Below are 18743 nucleotides of genomic sequence, written 5' to 3' on the forward strand. Positions count from 1 at the left end.
GCGCGGTCATCGGTGCGGCCATCATGCAGTTCGGCCCCAACCAGTCGACCGCGTTCCAGGAGTACTCGCTGCTGTTCTACGGCGGCTTCCTGATCCTCGGCGGCGTGCTGCTCTCGGGCGGTCTGACCAAGGTGTTCCGCTCGCTGGCGACCAGGATCGACCGCAAGGCGGGCATCGGGGCGATGGAGCGGCCGGCGCCGCGGGATCCGAACGAGGTGCCCGTCGTGGCGCCGATCGCCGGATCAACACTCGAGGTCGACGGGATCTCGAAGGCGTTCGGTGGCAACCAGGCCCTGAGGTCGGCGACGCTGCGCGCCGAGCCGGGACAGGTGACCGCGCTGATCGGCCCCAACGGTTCGGGCAAGACGACGATGCTGAACATGATCTGCGGCTTCTACACCGCGGACGCGGGACGGATCGTCATCGGCAGCACCGAGGTTCAGACGTTCTCGTCGCACCGCGTTGCACGTGAGGGCGTGGCCCGCACGTTCCAGACGCCGAACATCCCCGAGAACGTCACCGTGCTCGAGGCTGTCGCGTCGGGCCGGTACATGACCAACCGTGCCTCGATGATCTCCGCGATCCTCCGGCTGCCGAACTTCCGCAAGGTCGCCAAGGCGGACATCGCCGAGGCCCAGCGGGTTCTCGAACTCGTCGGAATGTCGCACCTGCAGGGCGAGGTCGCCACCTCGCTGCCGCTGGGTATGCGGCGCATGCTCGAGGTCGCGCGTGCCGTGATCGCCGAGCCGCGTGTGCTGCTGCTCGACGAGATCGCGTCCGGCATGGACGAGGACGAACTGGTGCGGCTGTCGGTGCTCATCCGGGCACTGCGCGACGCCGGGGCCACGGTCCTGCTGGTGGAGCACAACTTCCGACTGGTCCTCTCGCTCGCCGACACCATCGTCGTGCTGGCGCAGGGGCAGGTCATCGCGTCCGGGCCGCCCGAGGAGATCGAGCATCACCCGCGGGTGCTCAGCGAGTACCTCGGTGTCGATCCCGACAGCGGAACGGGCGTCGAGCTGGAGAAGGTGGAGTGATGGAACCGGTTCTGAGCGTTCGGAATCTGCAGTCCGGTTACGGTGACCTGCGCGTGGTCTGGGACGTCTCGTTCGACGTGTACCCGGGCCAGGTGACGGCGCTGCTCGGGCGCAACGGTGCCGGTAAGACCAGCACCCTGCGTGCCATCTCGGGCCTGAACAAGGTGCACGGCGGCAGCATCGAGATGGACGGCCAGGACATCTCCGGTGTCGCCGCGCACCAGCGGGTGCGTCGCGGTATGGCGTATGTGCAGGAGGGCAAGCGGGTCTTCCACAAGCAGACCATCGAGCAGAACCTGCTGCTCGGCGGCTACACCCGGAAGATGCGGCGCGGTGCTCTGGGCCCCGACGTCGAGCGCATCTACGAGATGTTCCCGATCCTCGGTGAGAAGCGGAACCTGTTGGCGGGCTCGATGTCCGGTGGCCAGCAGCAGATGCTGGCGATCGGCGCGGCACTGATGTCGAACCCGCGGCTGCTGCTGCTCGACGAGCCGTCGGGCGGTCTGGCCCCGGTCATCGTCAACGAGGTGATGGAACGCGTGCAGCTTCTCAAGGAGACCGGCCTGGCCGTGCTCCTCGTCGAGCAGGCCGTCGAGGCGGCCATGAGCGTCGCCGACCACGTCACCGTCCTCGACATCGGCAAGGTCGTCATGGATTCGCCGGCGTCGGAGATCGACGACATCGCGGTCCTCAAGGACGCGTACTTCGGGCGCGTCTGACACACACCGTCGAACGGGAGTTCACGGCACGCTTCGCTCGCGAAACCGTGCCGCGGGCTCCCGTTCGGTGTTTCACGGTCAGGAACAAGAGAGGGAACACATCAGCGATGGGGGAGCAACGCTGGACTCGGGTTATGAAAGGCGTCGGCAGCATCTACATCTCTTTCCCTGCTTGCCAGCTGACGCCAGAGGCGGCGAAGGCCCCGCACCAAGGGGTAGCGCGGGGTCCTCGCCGCCTCTGCGGCACAGCGCGTTCAACGTATCCCACCGGAGGGATGCGCTCGAATCCGCGCTGACAAAACGCATCATGGTGAGCATCGACTCATCGTCGCGTCCCTCCGGTTCTGCCCCGCCACCGCGATCCGCCCAAATCACTCCGCGACCGTCATCAGCCCGGACCGTATCCCCCGTGATAGCACCGTCTTATCCGGTAGTCATTCGGTTTTGGGTAGCAGGCTACCTGGAGGAGCCGACTAGGCTCCTAATGATCGCCACAATCGCAGATCGTCGCCGTTCAGCGGCGGATCGTGCTCCCGCCATCCACGGGTAGGGCGACACCAGTGACGTAGGGGGATCTGGGTGGTGCGCAGCCAAGCGTGGACCGCGGGGTACAGCTGTCGATTGGTTGCATAGTCGGCGAACAGATCGAGCTGAGCGCGATCGACTCCCGGGCGACTCAGTAGTGCGAGGTCGTGCTCCCAGGCATCGGGGTCAATGGTGGTCTCGTCGACGACCCCGTGCTTGTACTGCCATTCGACCGCCTCTCGGGCGAGGGCCGGACGTAGTGCCCTTTCGTTCTCGTCGGACCGGTCGGCGCCGTACGTCCAGATCGGTTCCCAGAATGCCGGTACGAAGCCTTCCTCGTACGCGTTGCCGTTCTGCGAGATCACGGCCTCGACGGACAACGGGGCGGCCAGCGCCAAGCGCCATGCGATCGGTGCGCCGTAATCCTGCACGTACACCGTGTACTTCGCGATGCCGAGTTCCGCGAGGAAGCGCCGCGTCACGTCCGCAAGAGACTCGAAGGTGTACTCGAAGTCATCGGCGGAGGGGGCGGACGAGCGACCGAAACCGATGTGGTCGGGAGCAATGACCCGGTACCTGTCCGCCAGGGCCGGAATGAGATGCCGAAACATGTGCGAGCTGGTCGGATAGCCGTGCAACAGGAGGAGAACGGGCGCGTCTTCGGGTCCGGACTCGCGGTAGAAGACCTCGTAGCCCTCGACAGAGACGGTGTGGTGGCGCACAACAGGCATGACTAACCCCTTAACTGAATTTAACTGGTTAAGGCGACGGTAGCATGGGGAGTGCCCGGTGGCGGCCGGGCGGCGAGACGAAAGGGTGCAGGTGATTCGGGACGAGGATCTGTTGTTGGCGCTCCTGAACAGTGCGCCGATCATCGACGGCAAGCAGACCGACAGCCTGGAGGGTGCGGCCGGCGCAGAATTCGCCCACCGATTCGGCGGAACCGGCTCGAAGGCCGAGATCGCGCACCTTCAGCGAGTGCGCGACGCCTTGCATGAGGTTGTTCGCGAGCAGGCCGACCCTGGTACCGACCTCGGGCCACTGATCGGCGGAGCGATCCTCACACCCGAGGTCACACCCGGTGGAATCCGATGGGAGCTACAAGCCCCCGCAACCGAGAGGCTCGCGGTCCGTGCAGCAATGGCCTGGTCCGACGTCACGAGGGAGATGCCCGGACGACTCCGCCCCTGCGCCAATACCGAATGCAATCTCTTCCTCATCGACCACAGTCGCCCCGGCAGCGCCAAGTGGTGCTCCATGGCAGCCTGCGGAAATCGAATGAAGGTGCGCACGCACGCACACCGCAGACGAGATCGGTAGCACCCCTCCGAGTCGTGGGAGCAATCAGTCTCGGCGAACAGTCACGCGAATCACGGTGGTCAGTAACTGTTTCGACATCCGGAACCCAAGCCGGGGGGTCGCCCACGGAGGGCCTGGGCCGCGCCACGAAACGTCAAGTCTCACTACGCACTTCGGATGGTCAACTCGCTACTCAGCACTCACGGCAACAATGCCGCCGCTGCTCAGACACTGGGCTCGTCGTATGCGGATCGGTGCGCGAGGACCTGCTGCATATGGTCTTGTGCCCAACTTCTGAGGCCACGTGTCATTTCGTGCAGCGAGAGTCCGAGGTCGGTCAGTTCGTAGGAAACGCTGACCGGGACAGTTGGCGTCACGGTGCGGGTGATCATGCCGTCACGCTCGAGTGCCCGCAAGGTCTGCGTCAGCATCTTCTGACTGACCCCTGCCAGCAAGCGCGCAATCTCGGAGTAGCGCATTGCCTTTGCCGTTCCCGCCGCACCGTCCGTTGCGGCACCAGGATCGGACGTCTCGCCGCCGAGCGCACACAGGACGAGGACCACCCACTTGTCGGAGATTCGTTCGAGCAGTTGGCGACTCGGGCACTGTGCCAGGAAGGCGTTGTACTCCATCTTGTCCAGAACTCGCTTCTGAGCCGCACTCGTCGTCGCCACTTCTGCCACACCTTCCCTCGAGTAAGTTACGCACTTTCAGGTGCCTATTTCCCTACGGGAAGCGGCTCCCCAATGATGGTCTCAGGTAGCGACAAGCGCTACCCCTGAGCAAGGGGACCACGATGGAAACACCCACCGCTTCACTTCCGGGCGGCACTTGGACGCTCGGCGACTCTCCCGTCACCAGGTTCGGCTACGGGGCGATGCAGCTGACCGGCCCTTGGGCGATGGGGCCCCCGGCCGACCGGGACGGCGCTCTGACCGTGCTCCGCGAGGCCGTCGAAGCCGGGATCACTCACATCGACACCAGCAACGCCTACGGCCCCGGAGTGACCAACGAGCTGATCGCCGAAGCGCTGCGCCCCTACCCCGAATCACTGCTCGTCGCCACCAAGGTCGGAGCCAACCGTGACGCGCAGGGCGGGTGGCCCACTGCCCGTCGACCCGAAGACCTCCGCACGCAGGTCCGAGAAAACCTCCGGTCCCTCGGGGTCGAGACGCTCGACCTCGTCAACATGCGCATGGGAGACGCAACCGGAACTCAATCCGGTTCCCTCGCCGAAGCATTCGGAACACTCGCCGAACTCCAGACAGAAGGCCTGATCCGACACCTCGGGGTCAGCAACGTCACCCCCGAGCAGGTGGACGAAGCCCGGGCCATCGCCCCGATCGTGTGCGTGCAGAACATGTACAACCTCGCGCACCGCCACGACGACGCCCTCATCGACCAGCTCGCCGCGCAAGGCATCGCTTACGTCCCGTTCTTTCCACTGGGCGGCTTCACACCACTGCAGTCCGAAACGCTCTCCGCGGTAGCCGAACAGCTCGAGGCAGCACCGATGTCGGTGGCACTCGCATGGCTTCTGCAGCGCTCCCCGAACATCCTGCTCATCCCCGGCACCTCGTCGACCGCACACCTACGCCAGAACATCGCCGGCGCCGCACTGACTCTCCCCGAAGCGTCCGTAGCCGAACTCGACAGGATCGGCGGCTGACACCCGCCGCGAGGATCCAGAGGGGACGGAGCGCCTCGAAGCCGAGGCCCGCATCGAATGCGGTACCTGACACGGTCGAGAGTCCTGCGCAAGCCGAGCCGACTTTTGGACACGTAAGTACATAATTGTGTAGTGTTGCGGGCGTGGGTAGACCGAGAGAGTTCGACGAGGTGGCGGTCCTGGATGCCTCCGTCGAACAGTTCCGCGTACACGGGTTCGCAGACACCTCCACGGAGCAACTGTGCGCCGCCGCCGGCGTGCGCCGGAGCAGCCTCTACAACACCTTCACCTCGAAGGACGAGCTGTTCATCCGCTCCCTGGAACGAAGCGTCTCGGTTGCCAGGGAGCAGCAGGAAGCGATCCTGACAGACGCCGAACTGTCAGGAGCCGAACGCCTCTCGGCTCTATTTGCTCTCGTCTTGGACGAGGAGACTGACGCCAGGAACAATGGGCACGCTGCGGGTTGCATGATTGTGAGTTCGCGCATGGCACCGGACCTCGGGGCCCGCGAGCCCCGAGTGAAGCACATCCTCGACCGCTTCCTCGATGACCAGCTCTCCCTCGTAACGGACGCAGTGAGGGCGGGGCGGCTCGATGGCACCCTGCGGGCGGAGGTGGCGCCGAATGAGGCTGCTCTCATGGTGGTGTCGGCGATCTCCGGGATACGCGTTCTCGCGCAGTCCGGCACCCTGCCCGCCGCACTGCGCAAGGTTGCGAATCTGAACCTCGACTCCTTGAGGGCATAAGCGTTGGCGGACAACGCACTCGACTTTCGCCGAGTTTTGTACTTTGAAATACACAAGCGGCTTTCGACCACCGAAGGAATCCGATGAAGAAACACCTGTACCTACTGATGTTGACCATGATCATCGTGGTCTCGAGTGAGCTGCAAGTGCCCGCGATGATGTCAGAAATGGCCCACGACCTCGGGGTGGACACAGGAAAGATCGGCCTGCTTGTCTCGATCTTCGCCCTAGGCATGGCACTCGGCGGGCCGGTGATCGCCTATGCTCTGCGGCACCGCCCGCCCAAGCAAGCACTGCTCACCGTGGTCGCCGCCTACGCGGTCCCCGAGATGCTCGTCCCCGCCGTGCACGAGTACTGGTGGGTGGTACTGATGCGCATCGTGACCGGTTGCCTCGCGGGGGCGGCGGTGGGACTGTCGATCGTCTACGCCACCAGGCTTGCACCGAGTGCGGACAAAATCGGCGAGTCCGTCTCAATTGTGCTGAGCGGCATCATGGTCGGCACGGTGGTAGGGCTTCCTGTCTCCCACTTCATCGCCGGCCGCTGGAACTGGCAGGCCACTTTCTACATTCTCGGCGCCGCAGCTCTTGCCGTGTTCGTCGTGAGCCTCCTCGCGCTCGCCCCGAGAAGCGCCGCCACCGCGGACGACAGCGCACAGGACGTGCGCAACCTTCGTCTCCCCCAGCTGTGGTCGCGCTACCTCGTGAGCTTCCTGACCATCGGTGCCGCATACGCGGCGTTCTCCTACTTCACGCCGCTCCTGGAAGAAGGCGCCGGGTTCGGCGCAGACACGACGACGCTGATACTTCTCGCGTACGGACTCTGCTCACTCGTCGGCAATCTGATCGTCGGGAAGCTGGCAGACAAGCACGCCGTCGGCGTTCTGCGATTCGGCCACGCCCTGCTCTTCGTCTCGCTGGGCGTACTCGCACTCGCAGGACAGATTCAGCCCCTGGTCCTCATCATGGTGCTTGTCGTCGGGCTCGCCGGGGTCACGATGAACCCGCCGCTGGTAACCCGCGTCGTGGAGATCGGGGGCACGGGAAACCTGGTGAGCACCTTCCACACGTCGGTCATCACCCTGGGCATCACGGTCGGGACCGCGGTGAGCGCGTTCGCGATCAGCATCTTCGGAAACGACCCCGCGGTCGCCATGTGGACCGGCAGCACGTTCGCGCTCCTGGCTGCAGTCACACTCGCCCTACAGAAGGACCGCAAGCGGACCGGGAACACCGAACTTGGTCAGCCGCCCGCGGCGAAGGTCCGTGTCAGCTGAATCGGCAGAGCCGGAGTAGCAATCCGGAGGGTTTCAGTCGCCGGATCAGCCTTCGACCGGCGCTGCGACACCGAGGCTGAGGGCGCCCATGATCCTCGGCGCACCCTTCTCGTAGAAGCTGTCGAGATCCCTGATCTCGAAGCCCGCGACACGTACGAGTGCGGGGATGTCGCGAGTGAGGTGGCAGCCGCCGGCGACGGCCTTCTGAATCGGCTCGAACCGGCGCTGCCAGCGCTGAACCTTGGTGTGCGGCGCGAGTCCGTGTTCGACGAAGTGCAGAGTCCCGCCGGGCTTCAGGACTCGCCGCACTTCGTTCAGCGCGGCGCCGACGTCGGGGATGGTGCACATCGTCCAGGTGGACAGGGCGGTATCGAAGGTGTTGTCGGGAAACGGAAGTGACTGCCCGTCGAGCCCGGATCGCTCGACGGAGACACCGGAGCGCGACAGCCGCTTGCCGGCCAGCTTCCATGCCTCGTCGGCCGGTTCGACGGCGCTGACCGAGTCGACAGCGGCGGGGTAGAAGGGAATATTGAGACCCGACCCGAAGCCGATCTCGACCACACGGCCGTTCAGTCCCGCGCACACGCGCTTCCGCGACCCTTCGGTCAACGACATCCCGCACGAGACGTCCACCAGGTGCGGGACGATCCGATCCGTGTAGAACCCCATCTGCAGCCTCCCGATCCGTTCCTCACTCCCCCGACTCCACCTCGAAGTCTCCACCGTAGGCGAGGGCGAGGAAGGTGCGCACCCCGTACACGAGGGCACGCTCGTCCAGGTCGAAGTTCGGCGTGTGCAGATCATGTCGCGCACTGGTGCCGTCCCAGACACCCAGCCGTGCCATGGCACCGGGAACGTGCTCGAGGTACCACGCGAAATCCTCGCCCCCGCTCGATTGTCCGGCCTCGGCCAGATTCTCGACACCCACGACGGACTGGATCGCTGCGATCATTTCGGCGGTGGCCTCGGGGTCGTTGACGACCGGCGGCACGCCCTGCACGTAGTCCAGTTCGTGCTCGACGCCGTACGGCGCGAGCAGGTCTGCGACGGCGCGCCGCACCAGCGGTTCCACCGTGGACCACGTCCGGTGCGACGCGCTGCGCAGAGTGCCCACCAGTTCCCCCGACTCCGGAATGGCGTTGCCGACCCTGCCCGCCCGGATCCGGCCCCAGGTCAGCACGGTGGCGGTGCGGGCGTCGAGTCGGCGATCGAGCACCGACGCCAGCCCGGTCACCAGCACGGACGCGGCGAAGATCAGGTCCCCCGTCAGGTGCGGACGCGCCGAATGGCCACCCGGAGAGGACAGTCGCACCGTGAGCATGGCGCCCGACGAGGTGATCGGGCCCGCCCGCGTGGCGATCTTGCCGATCTCGAGTTGCGGCGCGCAGTGCAGGGCGAAGATTCGCGAAACACCCTCGAGCGCACCGGCTGCGACGACCCTGAGGGAACCTCCCGGGGTCGTCTCCTCACCGGGTTGGAAGATCAACCTCACCCGTCGCGATGGAGGCTCGGCCGCCAGCACTGTCGCGGCCTCGAGGAGCATCGCGGTGTGCGCGTCGTGCCCGCACGCGTGGCACACCCCCTCGACCGTGGACGCATAGGGCGCACCGGTTGTCTCCGTCAACGGGAGCGCGTCGAGGTCGGCCCGCAACGCGACGCACGTCGCGGTGTCGGGCCCGACGTCGCACCACAGGCCGGTACCGCTCGGCAGGTCCACCGGAGCGAGTCCCAGCGAACGCAGGTGGTCACGCACCAGCGCGGTGGTCCGGAACTCCTCGAAGGACAGTTCGGGGTGGGCGTGCAGATCCCGTCGCCAGGCGACGATCCGGTCGTGATCGATGTGCATCGTCCAGGCACCCCCGTCAGATCGCCGAGACCGGGGCGTCGGACCGGGCCAGTCGGCTCGTCAGCCAGTTCACCATCGTCTTGGCGAGTGTGTCCCGATTCTCGCGCTTGACGATGTCGTGGCCCTCGTCGCGGAACAACAACAGTTCGGCGACACCACCGTGGGCTCGCACCGACGCCACGACCTGTTCGGATTCACTGACCGGCACGTTGGTGTCGTTGGCGCCGTGCACCACGAGGACGGGCGCCCTCAGGGAGGCGACGCGGTGGATCGGCGAGAGCTCCGCCAGTAGCTCCCGGTCGTGCTCCGGGTGCCCGTACTTGGGATAGGCGGCGGCCGCGATCCACGGTTCCGTATTGGCATAGAAGGTTTCGAGGTTGCTCATGCCGCAGACGGCGATGCCCGTGGCGAACAGGTCGGGGTGGAACGTGAGCGCCGTCAACGTCAGGTACCCGCCGTACGAGTGCCCGGCGCACGCGATCCGCGCGGGGTCGGCCAGTCCGTTCTCCACGACGTAGCGCACGCAGTCCGCGACGTCGTCGATGCCGGCGAATCGGCCGTACCGCTCGTCGGCGTGCATGAAGGTGCGGCCGAATCCGCCCGAGCCGCGCACGTTCGGCGCAAAGACGGTGATGCCGGCTTCGACGAGGGCCGGGAAGTAGTCGCTGTATCCCGGACGTTCCTGAAGCTCCGGTCCGCCGTGGAACCACAGCATCACCGGTCCGGGCTCGTCCCCGGCCGCACGGTACAGCCATCCGGTGAGGGGCAGCCCGTCCCGCGCCGTGAGTTCGGCGAGCATCGGGGCGTCGGCCCGGGCGATCCGGGTCCGGGCCGGTTCCACGGGACCCCACTCCCCCGTTCGCGTGTCGACGATCTCCACCGACGGCGGCATCCCGGGGCCCTCCACCGTGACCGCCAGCAACGAGCCGTCGGCACTGATACTGAGCTCGGACGCCACCAGCCCCGGCAGGCTGATCGGGGAATCGAGCGTGCCGTCCGCGAGATGCAAGATCTGCAACTCGCTCAGGCCCTTGTAGTTCCACAGCAGGGCCACCGTGGCATGGTCGTCGCTGACGACGAACTCGTCGAGGTCGAAGTTGTCCCGCTCGGCCAGCACGCGATAGGAGACACCCCGATCGGAGGCGGCCACACCGAGCAAACGCGCGAACTCCGCGCCGTTGTCACTGCGCACGAGCGCGCGGATGTACCGGTCCGGTTCACCCTCGCTCGACGCCCACGGGGATCGGTGCTGGCCGAGCACACCGAGCAGTCGGTGGTCGTCGAGGAGAACGCCCGCGTCGGTGGTCGATCCGAAGTCCGTCGGCAGCAACGGGGCCCGGCTTCCGTCGTCGCGGTGCAACAACAGTTCACGGTGCCCGCGCGGCCCCACCCGGAGCAGCGCGGATCCGTCCCACGCGTCCACGAGGAAACTGCCGACACGACGGTCGAGCACAGTGGTGTCCTGGGTGTGCGGATCGACCAACCGCGCCTCCGCCACTCCATCCTCGTCGGTCGCGGTGAGCGCCACCCGGTTCCCGTCCCATCCGATCAGCTCGGCCGAGACTGCGTGCTGCGACCCGACGAGGCGGGCCGACCGATCCAGCGGATCGGTTTGCACGACCCACACCTGAGTGCGGTTACCGCCGTGCGGGGCGACCTGGCACGCGAGCCACCCGCTGTCCGCCGAATGCACGATCCTCGTGACGGGACCGGGCACCGGCAGTTCCACGCGTCGGTCCGTGCTGCCGTGCCGGCCCGACAGGAATCGCTGCACGGCCCAGGGGTAGCCCCCGTCGTCGACGATGTGCGCGAATCCGGTCGCGTCCGGCGACACCGATGCGCCCGAAGTGAAGCGGATGTGCCGTCCGCCTGAAGGTTCCGTCGACTCCCGAGCGGTCACAGCCGCTCCATGGCCTGCAGCCACATCTCCAGCAGTCCCACCTGCCACAGGGTGTTCACGCCGCGGGCGGTACGAATATCGTTGGGAGTGGCGAACATCGCATCGAGCGCTTCCGGCCGGAACAGGCCTCGCTCGCGAGCGCTGCGGCTGCGCAGTGCGTCCTGCACGAGGTCGAGGACCCCGCCCTCGAGATGCCGGATTCCGGGGACCGGGAAGTACCCCTTGGTCCGATCGATCACTTCGCTCGGCAGTAGGCCGCGGCTGGCATCCTTGAGCACGCCCTTGCCGTCGCCCGCCAGTTTGAGGTCCGGCGGGCAGGTGGCCGCCAGCTCCACGAATTCGTGATCGAGGAACGGCACCCGAGCCTCGAGCCCCCACGCCATCGTCATCGTGTCGACCCGCTTGACCGGGTCCTCGACGAGCATCACCGTCGTGTCGAGTCGCAACGCCGCATCGACGGAGGTGTCGGCCCCCGGCGCGCTGTGATGCCGGACGACGAATTCCGAACTGACGTCACGATCGAGACAGTAGGCGGGGTCGAGCAGGGCCGCGATGTCGTCGTGGGTGCGGTCGAAGTACACCTTGGCGTACGCCTCGGCCGACTGTTCCCGCGCGACCCCGACCAGCGGCGGATACCAGTGGTAGCCGCCGAGGATCTCATCGGCGCCCTGGCCGGACTGCACCACCTTGACGGACTTGGAGACCTCCTCCGACAGGAGGTAGAACGCCACGCAGTCGTGGCTGAGCATCGGCTCGCTCATCGCTTCGACTGTCTTCGGGAGCGCCGCGGGCAACCGCGACGGATCGATGTGAATCTGCTGATGATCGGTACCGAACGTCCGTGCCACCAGATCGGAGTAGAAGTACTCGTTTCCGGATTCGCCTCCGGCCGAGTCGAATCCGATGCTGAATGTCGCGAGACCCCGCTGCCCCTGTTCGGCCAGTAGGGCCACGAGCAGACTGGAATCGATGCCGCCCGACAGCAGCACCCCGACGGGAACGTCGGCGACCATCCGGCGCGACACCGCGGTGCGCAGTGAGTCCATCAGCGCCTGCTGCCACTGCTCCGGCGTCCACGACGTCCGCTCGGGAGCGGGCTCGAATCGGGGCTCCCAGTACTGCCTTTCGGTGGCGGCTCCGTCGGGCTGCACCACCCGGATCGTCGCCGGTGGCAGCTTACGGACGCCCTCGAACACGGTGTGCGGCGCCGGCACGGCCGCGGCGAAGCTCAGATAGTGATGCAGAGCGACCCGGTCGATCGTGGTGTCGACGTCACCGCCACGCAGCAGCGCCTGCAACGTCGAGGCGAATCGCAACCGTCCCGGCCGCTCGGTGAAGTACAGGGGCTTGATGCCCAGACGATCCCGCGCGAAAGTCACCACACCCGAGTCGATTTCGTGCACCGCGAAGGCGAACATTCCTTTGAAGCGGTGGACGCAGTCCGCGCCCCAGCGGTGGAAGCTCTTGAGCACCACCTCACTGTCCGCCGTCGAGAAGAACCGGTATCCCGCTTGGTGCAGTTCCGCGCGCAACTCCTTGTAGTTGTAGATGCAGCCGTTGAAGACCAGCGACAACCGGAGTTCGCTGTCGACCATCGGCTGACCGCCCCGCGCGGACAGGTCGATGATGCACAACCGGCGATGACCGAAGGCCACCGATTGCTGGGCATAGGCGCCGGCCGAATCCGGCCCGCGGGTCACCATCGCGTCGGTCATCCGGGCCACCGCTGCCACGTCGGGCGGCGTCCCGTCGAAGCGAATCTCACCGCATATGCCACACATGTTCGGCAACTCCTCCCGGGCCGTCGGCCCCGGTCCAGGTGTCCCCACCGCCGGCAGTCTCGGCCGCCAGCAGGTCCACGACGTCGGTCAGCCGGCCCCGCCGACGCAAGATCCGGCGCTGCCGCGCCGACGAGCTGCCCTCCTTCAGAGTGACGGCCGCCAACTCGGAGATCACGTCCCAATCACCCGCGGATTCGAGGTGGGGCCGCAGTGACCGGATCAGATCCTCGACGACCTCCGAAGCGGGACGCGGCGCGGCAGCCTCCACGTCGACCAGATCGCCCTCGAGACCCGAACGCGCCGCCCGCCACATGGCCGCGCGCACGAGCGTGGGCGAGACCTGTAGCGGTGGCCTCCCCTCACGGAGGGCGGCGGCCTCGCGTTCGACGAGCGCACGGAAGAGCCCCGCCACGAGCGCAATCGTGTCCACCGACGGGCAGCTGTCACACACCCGCAGCTCGAGCGTCGAATACCGATCGGACGGTCGCAGGTCGAAGTAGACCATTCCGGGGCCGCTGATCACCCCACTCGCGACGAGGTCCGCGATGAGCCGGTCGTATTCCGCGGCCGATTGCACCGGCGCCGCGGGGCCGGTGGTGGGCCAGCGGCTCCACACCAGGCATCGCATGCTGGCGTATCCGGTGTCGGTGCCGTCGGCCCAGAACGGTGAACTCGCACTCAGAGCGAGGAAGACCGGTAGGTACGGGGCGGCACGATTGGCGATTCGCACCGCCTCGTCGCGATCCGCCACGTCCACATGCACCTGTGTGCCGCAGATCAGCTGCTCGCGGGCGAGGAGCTGATAGTCGGCGAGCATGCGCCGATACCGTGGGGTCTCGGTGACCGCCATCTCGGCGGGCACCGACAGGGGCACCGCCCCCGCGGCCACCACTCCGATGCCGAGGGCGGCCGCGGTGTCGACGAGGACCCTCCGCAGGTGGGTCAGATCGTCCCGGAGATCGGCCAGGTCCGGGAACACCCCGCTGTTGACCTCGACGACGCAGCGCTGCAGTTCCTCGACATAGACGTCCCCGGGGAGTCGCTCGAGCAGTTCCGGTGCGCGCGTGACCAGCCGCCGGGTCGTAGCGTCGATGAGATGGAACTCCTCCTCGACGCCCAGCTTGCGTCCTCCATCGGTCGCCACAGCGGCTTACCTCGCGCGCCGGGAAGATGTGGCGGGCATCGGGCTCATCCAGGGTCCTCTCTGTCCCGTCGACGAGCTGACCGAGCCGTGCACTGTCTTCCGTACGCGACCCGCGTCGTCGACCGGTTACCCAGGCTGTCGGTGTTCCAACCGCACTGCCCGACCAGTCTTCGCACCCTCATGGCCGATTCACACACATATCGATATTCGTTAGCGTCTTGATACCCGGACTGCGGGGCGAACATCGCGTCGAACGGCGCTACCGCGACTCGCCGCAGCAGTTCGGGTCGAGCACCAGACGGAGTGCGTCGAGCGATTCGCCGCGGGCCCGGTAGTAGACGTTCATGCCGCGCCGCTCCGATTCGACCATGCCGGCCTTCTTGAGTCGCCCCAGGTGGTGGCTGACGGTCGACTCCCCCAGGCCGACCCCGGCGGCGAGGTCGCACGTGCAGACCGCTCCACCGTCGGTCGTGAGCAGGATCGACACGAGCTTGATCCGGACCGGGTCGGCGAGCGCCTTCAACCGGAGCGCGATCTGCAGCGCCGCGTCGTCACTCAACGGCGCTGCGGAGACCGGCGCGCAGCAGATCGGTGCGCTGACATCCACGATCGGCAGGGCTTTCGGCATGCCGCGATCGTAACCGGCTTCTTGACTTATGTCGAAAAGGTGGGAGTCTGTAGTTGCAAAGAATTCGACATATATCGCATAGGTGGAGGCTCTCATGTCACGCGCCCAACTCGCTCTCAACGTCGACGACCTCGAGCAGGCGGTCACGTTCTACTCGAAGCTCTTCGGCACGCAGCCGACCAAGCTGAAGCCCGGTTACGCGAACTTCGCGATCACCGAGCCGCCGCTCAAGCTGGTACTGCTCGAGAATCCCGGCAAGGGCGGCACGATCAACCACCTCGGAGTCGAGGTCGAATCGTCGGAGAAGGTGCACGCGGAGATTGCGCGCCTCACCGACGAGGGCCTATTTACGGACGAGGAGATCGGCACCACCTGCTGCTTCGCCACCCAGGACAAGGTGTGGGTCACCGGCCCGGCCGGCGAGAAGTGGGAGGTCTACACGGTGCTCGCCGACTCGGAGTCTTTCGGCTCGAGTCCGCAGCACGTCGAGGACAGCAATCCCGTCGGCGGCGTCTGCTGCCGCACCGCAGCGAAGGACGACTCCGCACCAAACGAATCAACTTGCTGCTGAACGGAATACTCCCACCATCCGGCTACGGCAGGAGCTCGGCGATCAAGACTTCCACCCGGTTGCGAATCTCGTCGCGGTTGGGCCGGACGGCGTTGTGGATACAGATGAAGAGCGCGCTGGGAACTACCACGGGGTTCAGGACTCCTTCGACGCCAACGCATTTTCCGGCCCGGTTCGGGCGAAGCGCTTGCGTAGCGTGAGGGAGACGTAGACGAGGCCGACGAGTACGGGGACCTCGATCAGCGGCCCCACGACACCGGCGAGCGCCTGGCCGGAGGTGACGCCGTAGGTGGCGATCGCGACCGCGATGGCGAGCTCGAAGTTGTTGCCCGCCGCGGTGAATGCGAGGGCGGTGGTGCGCTCGTAGCCCAGGCCCATCGCCGCGCCGAGTGCGTAGCCGCCGCCCCACATGATCGCGAAGTAGGCGAGCAGCGGGATCGCGATCCGCACGACATCCAGCGGCTGGGAGGTGATCTGCTCGCCCTGCAGGGCGAAGAGGATCACGATCGTGAACAGCAACCCGTACAGCGCCCCCGGGCCGATCCGCGGCAGGAACCTCGACTCGTACCAGGCTCGGCCTCTCGCCTTCTCCCCGAAGTGCCGGGTGAGAAAGCCTGCCAGGAGCGGGATTCCGAGGAAGATCAGCACCGACTTCGCGATCTGCCACGGCGACGTGTCGATCGCGGTCTGCTCCAGCCCGAGCCAACCCGGCAGGACCGACAGGTAGAACCAGCCGAGCACGGCGAACATGACCACTTGGAACACCGAGTTGATCGCCACGAGCACGGCTGCGGCCTCCCGGTCACCGCACGCGAGGTCGTTCCAGATGATGACCATCGCGATGCACCGGGCCAGGCCGACGATGATCAGGCCGGTCCGGTACTCGGGCAGGTCGGGTAGGAGGATCCAGGCGAGCGCGAACATCAGTGCCGGTCCGAGCACCCAGTTCAGCAGCAGCGAACCGAGCAGCAGTCTGCGATCGCCTGTGACGGTGTCGAGGCGGTCGTAGCGAACCTTCGCCAGCACCGGATACATCATGATCAGCAGGCCGAGGGCGATCGGCAGTGAAATGCCGTCGAGTTCCACCGACGACAGCGCGTCGCCCAGCCCGGGGATCATCCGTCCCAGCAGCAGGCCCGCCAGCATCGCGACACCGATCCACACCGGCAGGAAACGGTCCAGGGTCGAGAGTTTGCCGACGACGGCGGGGTGCGCGGTCGCGTCGGTCACCGGACGATCCCCACGACCGGTGCGCAGGCCGAGCCCAGGACGCCGTCCACTTCCGGGGACAGCACCGCCGCGAGCTGCGCCAGCGCCGACGGGATCACCCGGTAGTACACCCACGTTCCTCGCCGCTCGCTGTCGAGCAGACCGGCCTCTCGTAGCACCTTCAGGTGGTGCGAGATTGTCGGCTGCGACAGGGCGAATGCGGGCGAGATGTCACAGACGCAGCTCTCCCCGCCCTCGTGCGCGGCGATGAGGCTCAGCATGCGCAACCGCGCCGGATCGCCGAGCGCCTTGAACATCCGGGCCAGATCGCTCGCCCGGTCCTCGGGGATCGGCTCTGTCCCGAGCGGTGTGCAGCACCCCGCACCTTGATTCGACATTCTTCGATATTGACAGACTTCGAATCATCCGGTGCGGCGGGTCCGCCGACCTCACTCCGCGACGGTGCGGAAACCCAGCATCATGTCGTGGTCCTCGTGGTCGAGCATGTGACAGTGCCACACGTACCCCTGCAACTGCCCGGACATGGCCGGCGCGGTGTCGTGCCCCGCGTGGGCGGGCGTGCCGTGCCCTGCGTGTTGGGGCGAGGCCGGCACTGGCGCCGCGACCTCGCCGACACCGAACGTCGCGTCGGGGTCGAAACCCAACCGGGCGGCCGTCGGGAATACCGCCACGATGCGGGTGACTTCCCCGGGATTCGCGACGACGGTGTCCTTGCGCCCGGCCTCCCACGCTGCTGGCGGGATCAGCGGCCCGGTGACGAAGGCATCGACGGGCGGCGCCCACTTGGTCCCCACCGGTGGCGCCGGGTTCTCCCGCGTATAGCGCGACAGGTCGAAGGCCTGTCGGCCGAGAACCCGAAAGTTGACCAGGTGCAGGTGGATCGGATGCGGCTCGGGGGTGACGTTGACGATGTTCCACTGCTCGACGGTGCCCTGCCGCGGCATCTCGATATCGGTATCCCCGAACCGAAGGTTGTTGAGCGACATCAGCACACTGCCGGACGACGGATCGGGCAACTGCATGACGGTGACGGTTCGCTGCACCTGCGGCGCCGGCACCGGTTCGAGATCCGCGGGCTGCCCGGCCCCGCCTCGCAGCGTCTCCGGCACCGCGCCGGTGAAGCCGCGCCCGCCCGCCACCTTGAACCGGCAGAACAGTGGCATCGGTCGTGCACCGCGCTGCGAGGCCGCCAACGGTGGCGGCTCGTCGTTGCACAGTTCCACCGTCGCTCCCGGCTCGAGCGCACCGAAATCGACCAGCAGATCGACGCGTTCGCCGGGCGCGAGTCGCACATTCGTCGTCGGCACCGGTGCCGCGAGCATCCCACTCTCCATGCCGAGGACCCAGAATCGCATTCTGTTGCCGAAGAACAGATTCCACACGCTGAACGACGCGGCGTTGACGATCCGGAGCCGGTACGTTCCGCGGGCGACCTCGAGTTCCGGCCAGATCTTTCCGTTCACCACACCGACGTCACCGGGGGTGCCACCGTCCCAGCGGCCCTGCGGCACGACGGGGGTCGCGCGGATACTCTGACGCCCGTCGGCGGTGAAGATCTTCTCCTGCAGGATCAGCGGTAGCTCGAACTCGCCGGACGGCAGGCCCCACGCGTTTCCTGCTGCACCCGTGTCGAATTCGTCGCGCAGCAGGAACATTCCTGCCAGACCCGCATACACGTTGAGGCGGGTGATGCCCATCGCGTGGTCGTGGTACCAGAACTGGGTGGCCTCGTGCACGTTCGGATAGTGGTGCACGTGCCCCTGTCCGGGCCGCTGCAGGAAGGCGGGGTGGCCGTCGTGTTCGGGTGGTGTCACCGCACCGTGCAGGTGCATCGACGTCGGCACCGCCGTCCGGTCCTGCTCGGTGACGCCGTGCAGCGTGGTGTCGAAGTCGGCTGCGAGCGGGTGGACGCCGATCTCGTTGCGGTAGGCGACGGTCAGGGGATCGCCGTCGTGCGCCTCGACCGTCGGCCCCAGGTAGTCCATGCCGCCGTAGGCGAGGGCCGGCGACGGCTGCAGGTCGCGATGGAACCGGTGGGTGGTGCTCGCGGCCCGCAGTTCGAGCTGCGATCCGGTCAGCACCGGCAGCATGGGCAGCGGATCGACGAACGGCTCGAGCTTCGGCGACGAGAACAGCAGCGGCCGAGACGGGTCGATGTTCCCGAGGTCGCCGAGATCCTGCGCGCGCACCGCGGCCATTCCCGCCGCGCCGACGCCGACTGCGCCCGCGGTCCACGCGAGCCCGCGATTGAACGCGCGTCTCGACATCCGTCCACCCATGTCACGTCACACTCCCCCCGTGGTCGCCCTGCCGGAGCACGCTCGCCCGATGGTACGCCGGAACCGACTGCCGCCCTGACACTTTGCGTGGA

17 protein-coding genes and 1 pseudogene are annotated in these 18743 nt (G+C 66.9%); 7 read left to right on the forward strand and 11 right to left on the reverse strand.

The window, feature by feature from the left end; all coding sequences use genetic code 11:
- Positions 1-1037: ABC transporter ATP-binding protein (locus C8K36_RS18845; RefSeq protein ID WP_146176507.1), on the forward strand; the 1037-nt coding region annotated here is incomplete at its 5' end.
- Entirely contained in the window at positions 1037-1756 is a 720-nt protein-coding gene (locus C8K36_RS18850) for an ABC transporter ATP-binding protein (RefSeq protein WP_107986069.1), read from the forward strand. The genes C8K36_RS18845 and C8K36_RS18850, both read left to right, overlap by 1 nt.
- Before the next feature lie 473 nt (positions 1757-2229).
- Here the strand turns inward: C8K36_RS18850 and C8K36_RS18855 are convergent, their stop codons facing one another.
- Positions 2230-3012 carry an alpha/beta fold hydrolase gene (locus C8K36_RS18855; protein WP_107986070.1) on the reverse strand — a complete coding sequence of 261 codons (783 nt, stop codon included), beginning with the start codon at positions 3010-3012 and terminating at the stop codon, positions 2230-2232.
- 115 nt (positions 3013-3127) lie between these two features.
- Between C8K36_RS18855 and C8K36_RS18860 the strand changes: the two genes are divergently transcribed.
- Positions 3128-3601, forward strand: coding sequence for a CGNR zinc finger domain-containing protein (locus C8K36_RS18860; RefSeq protein ID WP_258195493.1), 474 nt, complete (start codon positions 3128-3130; stop codon positions 3599-3601).
- A gap of 203 nt (positions 3602-3804) precedes the next feature.
- On the opposite strand, the gene C8K36_RS18865 is transcribed toward C8K36_RS18860, so the two are convergent.
- Entirely contained in the window at positions 3805-4254 is a 450-nt protein-coding gene (locus C8K36_RS18865; protein WP_219910027.1) for a winged helix-turn-helix transcriptional regulator, read from the reverse strand.
- Positions 4255-4376: 122 nt separating this feature from the next.
- Between C8K36_RS18865 and C8K36_RS18870 the strand changes: the two genes are divergently transcribed.
- The 3 genes from C8K36_RS18870 to C8K36_RS18880 all read left to right on the forward strand — a co-directional run bounded on the left by C8K36_RS18870 (position 4377) and on the right by C8K36_RS18880 (position 7272).
- Positions 4377-5249 (forward strand): aldo/keto reductase family oxidoreductase, encoded by an 873-nt coding sequence (locus C8K36_RS18870; protein WP_107986072.1) that lies wholly within the window; start codon positions 4377-4379, stop codon positions 5247-5249.
- Positions 5250-5419: 170 nt separating this feature from the next.
- Positions 5420-5995, forward strand: coding sequence for a TetR/AcrR family transcriptional regulator (locus C8K36_RS18875; RefSeq protein ID WP_258195494.1), 576 nt, complete (start codon positions 5420-5422; stop codon positions 5993-5995).
- A gap of 83 nt (positions 5996-6078) precedes the next feature.
- Positions 6079-7272: an MFS transporter gene (locus C8K36_RS18880; RefSeq protein WP_107986074.1), complete on the forward strand. Its 1194-nt coding sequence runs from the start codon at positions 6079-6081 to the stop codon at positions 7270-7272.
- Between the two features lie 45 nt (positions 7273-7317).
- On the opposite strand, the gene C8K36_RS18885 is transcribed toward C8K36_RS18880, so the two are convergent.
- From C8K36_RS18885 to C8K36_RS18910, 6 genes and pseudogenes are all read right to left on the reverse strand, one after another.
- Positions 7318-7941 (reverse strand): class I SAM-dependent methyltransferase, encoded by a 624-nt coding sequence (locus C8K36_RS18885; protein WP_107986075.1) that lies wholly within the window; start codon positions 7939-7941, stop codon positions 7318-7320.
- A gap of 22 nt (positions 7942-7963) precedes the next feature.
- On the reverse strand, positions 7964-9118 hold the full coding sequence (locus C8K36_RS18890; RefSeq protein WP_107986076.1) for an amidohydrolase: 1155 nt from the start codon (positions 9116-9118) through the stop codon (positions 7964-7966).
- A 16-nt stretch (positions 9119-9134) separates the two neighbouring features.
- Positions 9135-11018, reverse strand: coding sequence for an alpha/beta hydrolase family protein (locus C8K36_RS18895; protein WP_420910908.1), 1884 nt, complete (start codon positions 11016-11018; stop codon positions 9135-9137).
- Entirely contained in the window at positions 11015-12799 is a 1785-nt protein-coding gene (locus tag C8K36_RS18900; RefSeq protein WP_107986078.1) for an N-acetylglutaminylglutamine amidotransferase, read from the reverse strand. Before C8K36_RS18900 ends, C8K36_RS18895 begins: the two co-directional genes overlap by 4 nt.
- A gap of 49 nt (positions 12800-12848) precedes the next feature.
- Positions 12849-13943, reverse strand: a pseudogene (locus C8K36_RS18905) (carboxylate-amine ligase); the annotation flags it as partial.
- A gap of 259 nt (positions 13944-14202) precedes the next feature.
- The gene (locus C8K36_RS18910) at positions 14203-14571 is read right to left on the reverse strand and encodes an Rv2640c family ArsR-like transcriptional regulator (RefSeq protein WP_107986080.1); all 369 of its coding nucleotides are present in this window, start codon (positions 14569-14571) and stop codon (positions 14203-14205) included.
- 94 nt (positions 14572-14665) lie between these two features.
- Here C8K36_RS18910 and C8K36_RS18915 point away from each other — a divergent pair, with 94 nt between their 5' ends.
- Positions 14666-15142 (forward strand): ArsI/CadI family heavy metal resistance metalloenzyme, encoded by a 477-nt coding sequence (locus C8K36_RS18915; protein ID WP_107986081.1) that lies wholly within the window; start codon positions 14666-14668, stop codon positions 15140-15142.
- A 135-nt stretch (positions 15143-15277) separates the two neighbouring features.
- Here the strand turns inward: C8K36_RS18915 and arsB are convergent, their stop codons facing one another.
- From arsB to C8K36_RS18930, 3 genes are read right to left on the reverse strand one after another with little or no spacing between them, the layout of a single operon-like run.
- The gene (gene arsB, locus C8K36_RS18920) at positions 15278-16372 is read right to left on the reverse strand and encodes an ACR3 family arsenite efflux transporter (RefSeq protein WP_107986082.1); all 1095 of its coding nucleotides are present in this window, start codon (positions 16370-16372) and stop codon (positions 15278-15280) included.
- A complete protein-coding gene (locus tag C8K36_RS18925; protein WP_107986083.1) occupies positions 16369-16749 on the reverse strand; it encodes an ArsR/SmtB family transcription factor in 381 nt (126 codons plus the stop codon). Before C8K36_RS18925 ends, arsB begins: the two co-directional genes overlap by 4 nt.
- A 51-nt stretch (positions 16750-16800) precedes the next feature.
- Positions 16801-18651, reverse strand: a complete 1851-nt coding sequence (locus C8K36_RS18930) for a multicopper oxidase family protein (RefSeq protein ID WP_107986084.1) — start codon at positions 18649-18651, stop codon at positions 16801-16803.
- Positions 18652-18743: the final 92 nt, after the last annotated feature.

Origin of the sequence: Rhodococcus sp. OK519 (assembly GCF_003051005.1) — a bacterium.
Lineage (GTDB): Bacteria > Actinomycetota > Actinomycetes > Mycobacteriales > Mycobacteriaceae > Prescottella.

Excerpts from the sequence above, each read along its gene's own strand:
- C8K36_RS18930 (WP_107986084.1), bottom strand. The coding sequence starts at position 18,651 with ATGGGTGGACGGATGTCGAGACGCGCGTTCAATCGCGGGCTCGCGTGG.
- C8K36_RS18910 (WP_107986080.1), bottom strand. The coding sequence starts at position 14,571 with ATGCCGAAAGCCCTGCCGATCGTGGATGTCAGCGCACCGATCTGCTGC.
- C8K36_RS18880 (WP_107986074.1), top strand. The coding sequence starts at position 6,079 with ATGAAGAAACACCTGTACCTACTGATGTTGACCATGATCATCGTGGTC.
- C8K36_RS18885 (WP_107986075.1), bottom strand. The coding sequence starts at position 7,941 with ATGGGGTTCTACACGGATCGGATCGTCCCGCACCTGGTGGACGTCTCG.
- C8K36_RS18890 (WP_107986076.1), bottom strand. The coding sequence starts at position 9,118 with ATGCACATCGATCACGACCGGATCGTCGCCTGGCGACGGGATCTGCAC.
- C8K36_RS18870 (WP_107986072.1), top strand. The coding sequence starts at position 4,377 with ATGGAAACACCCACCGCTTCACTTCCGGGCGGCACTTGGACGCTCGGC.
- C8K36_RS18855 (WP_107986070.1), bottom strand. The coding sequence starts at position 3,012 with ATGCCTGTTGTGCGCCACCACACCGTCTCTGTCGAGGGCTACGAGGTC.
- C8K36_RS18915 (WP_107986081.1), top strand. The coding sequence starts at position 14,666 with ATGTCACGCGCCCAACTCGCTCTCAACGTCGACGACCTCGAGCAGGCG.
- C8K36_RS18900 (WP_107986078.1), bottom strand. The coding sequence starts at position 12,799 with ATGTGTGGCATATGCGGTGAGATTCGCTTCGACGGGACGCCGCCCGAC.
- C8K36_RS18850 (WP_107986069.1), top strand. The coding sequence starts at position 1,037 with ATGGAACCGGTTCTGAGCGTTCGGAATCTGCAGTCCGGTTACGGTGAC.
- C8K36_RS18925 (WP_107986083.1), bottom strand. The coding sequence starts at position 16,749 with ATGTCGAATCAAGGTGCGGGGTGCTGCACACCGCTCGGGACAGAGCCG.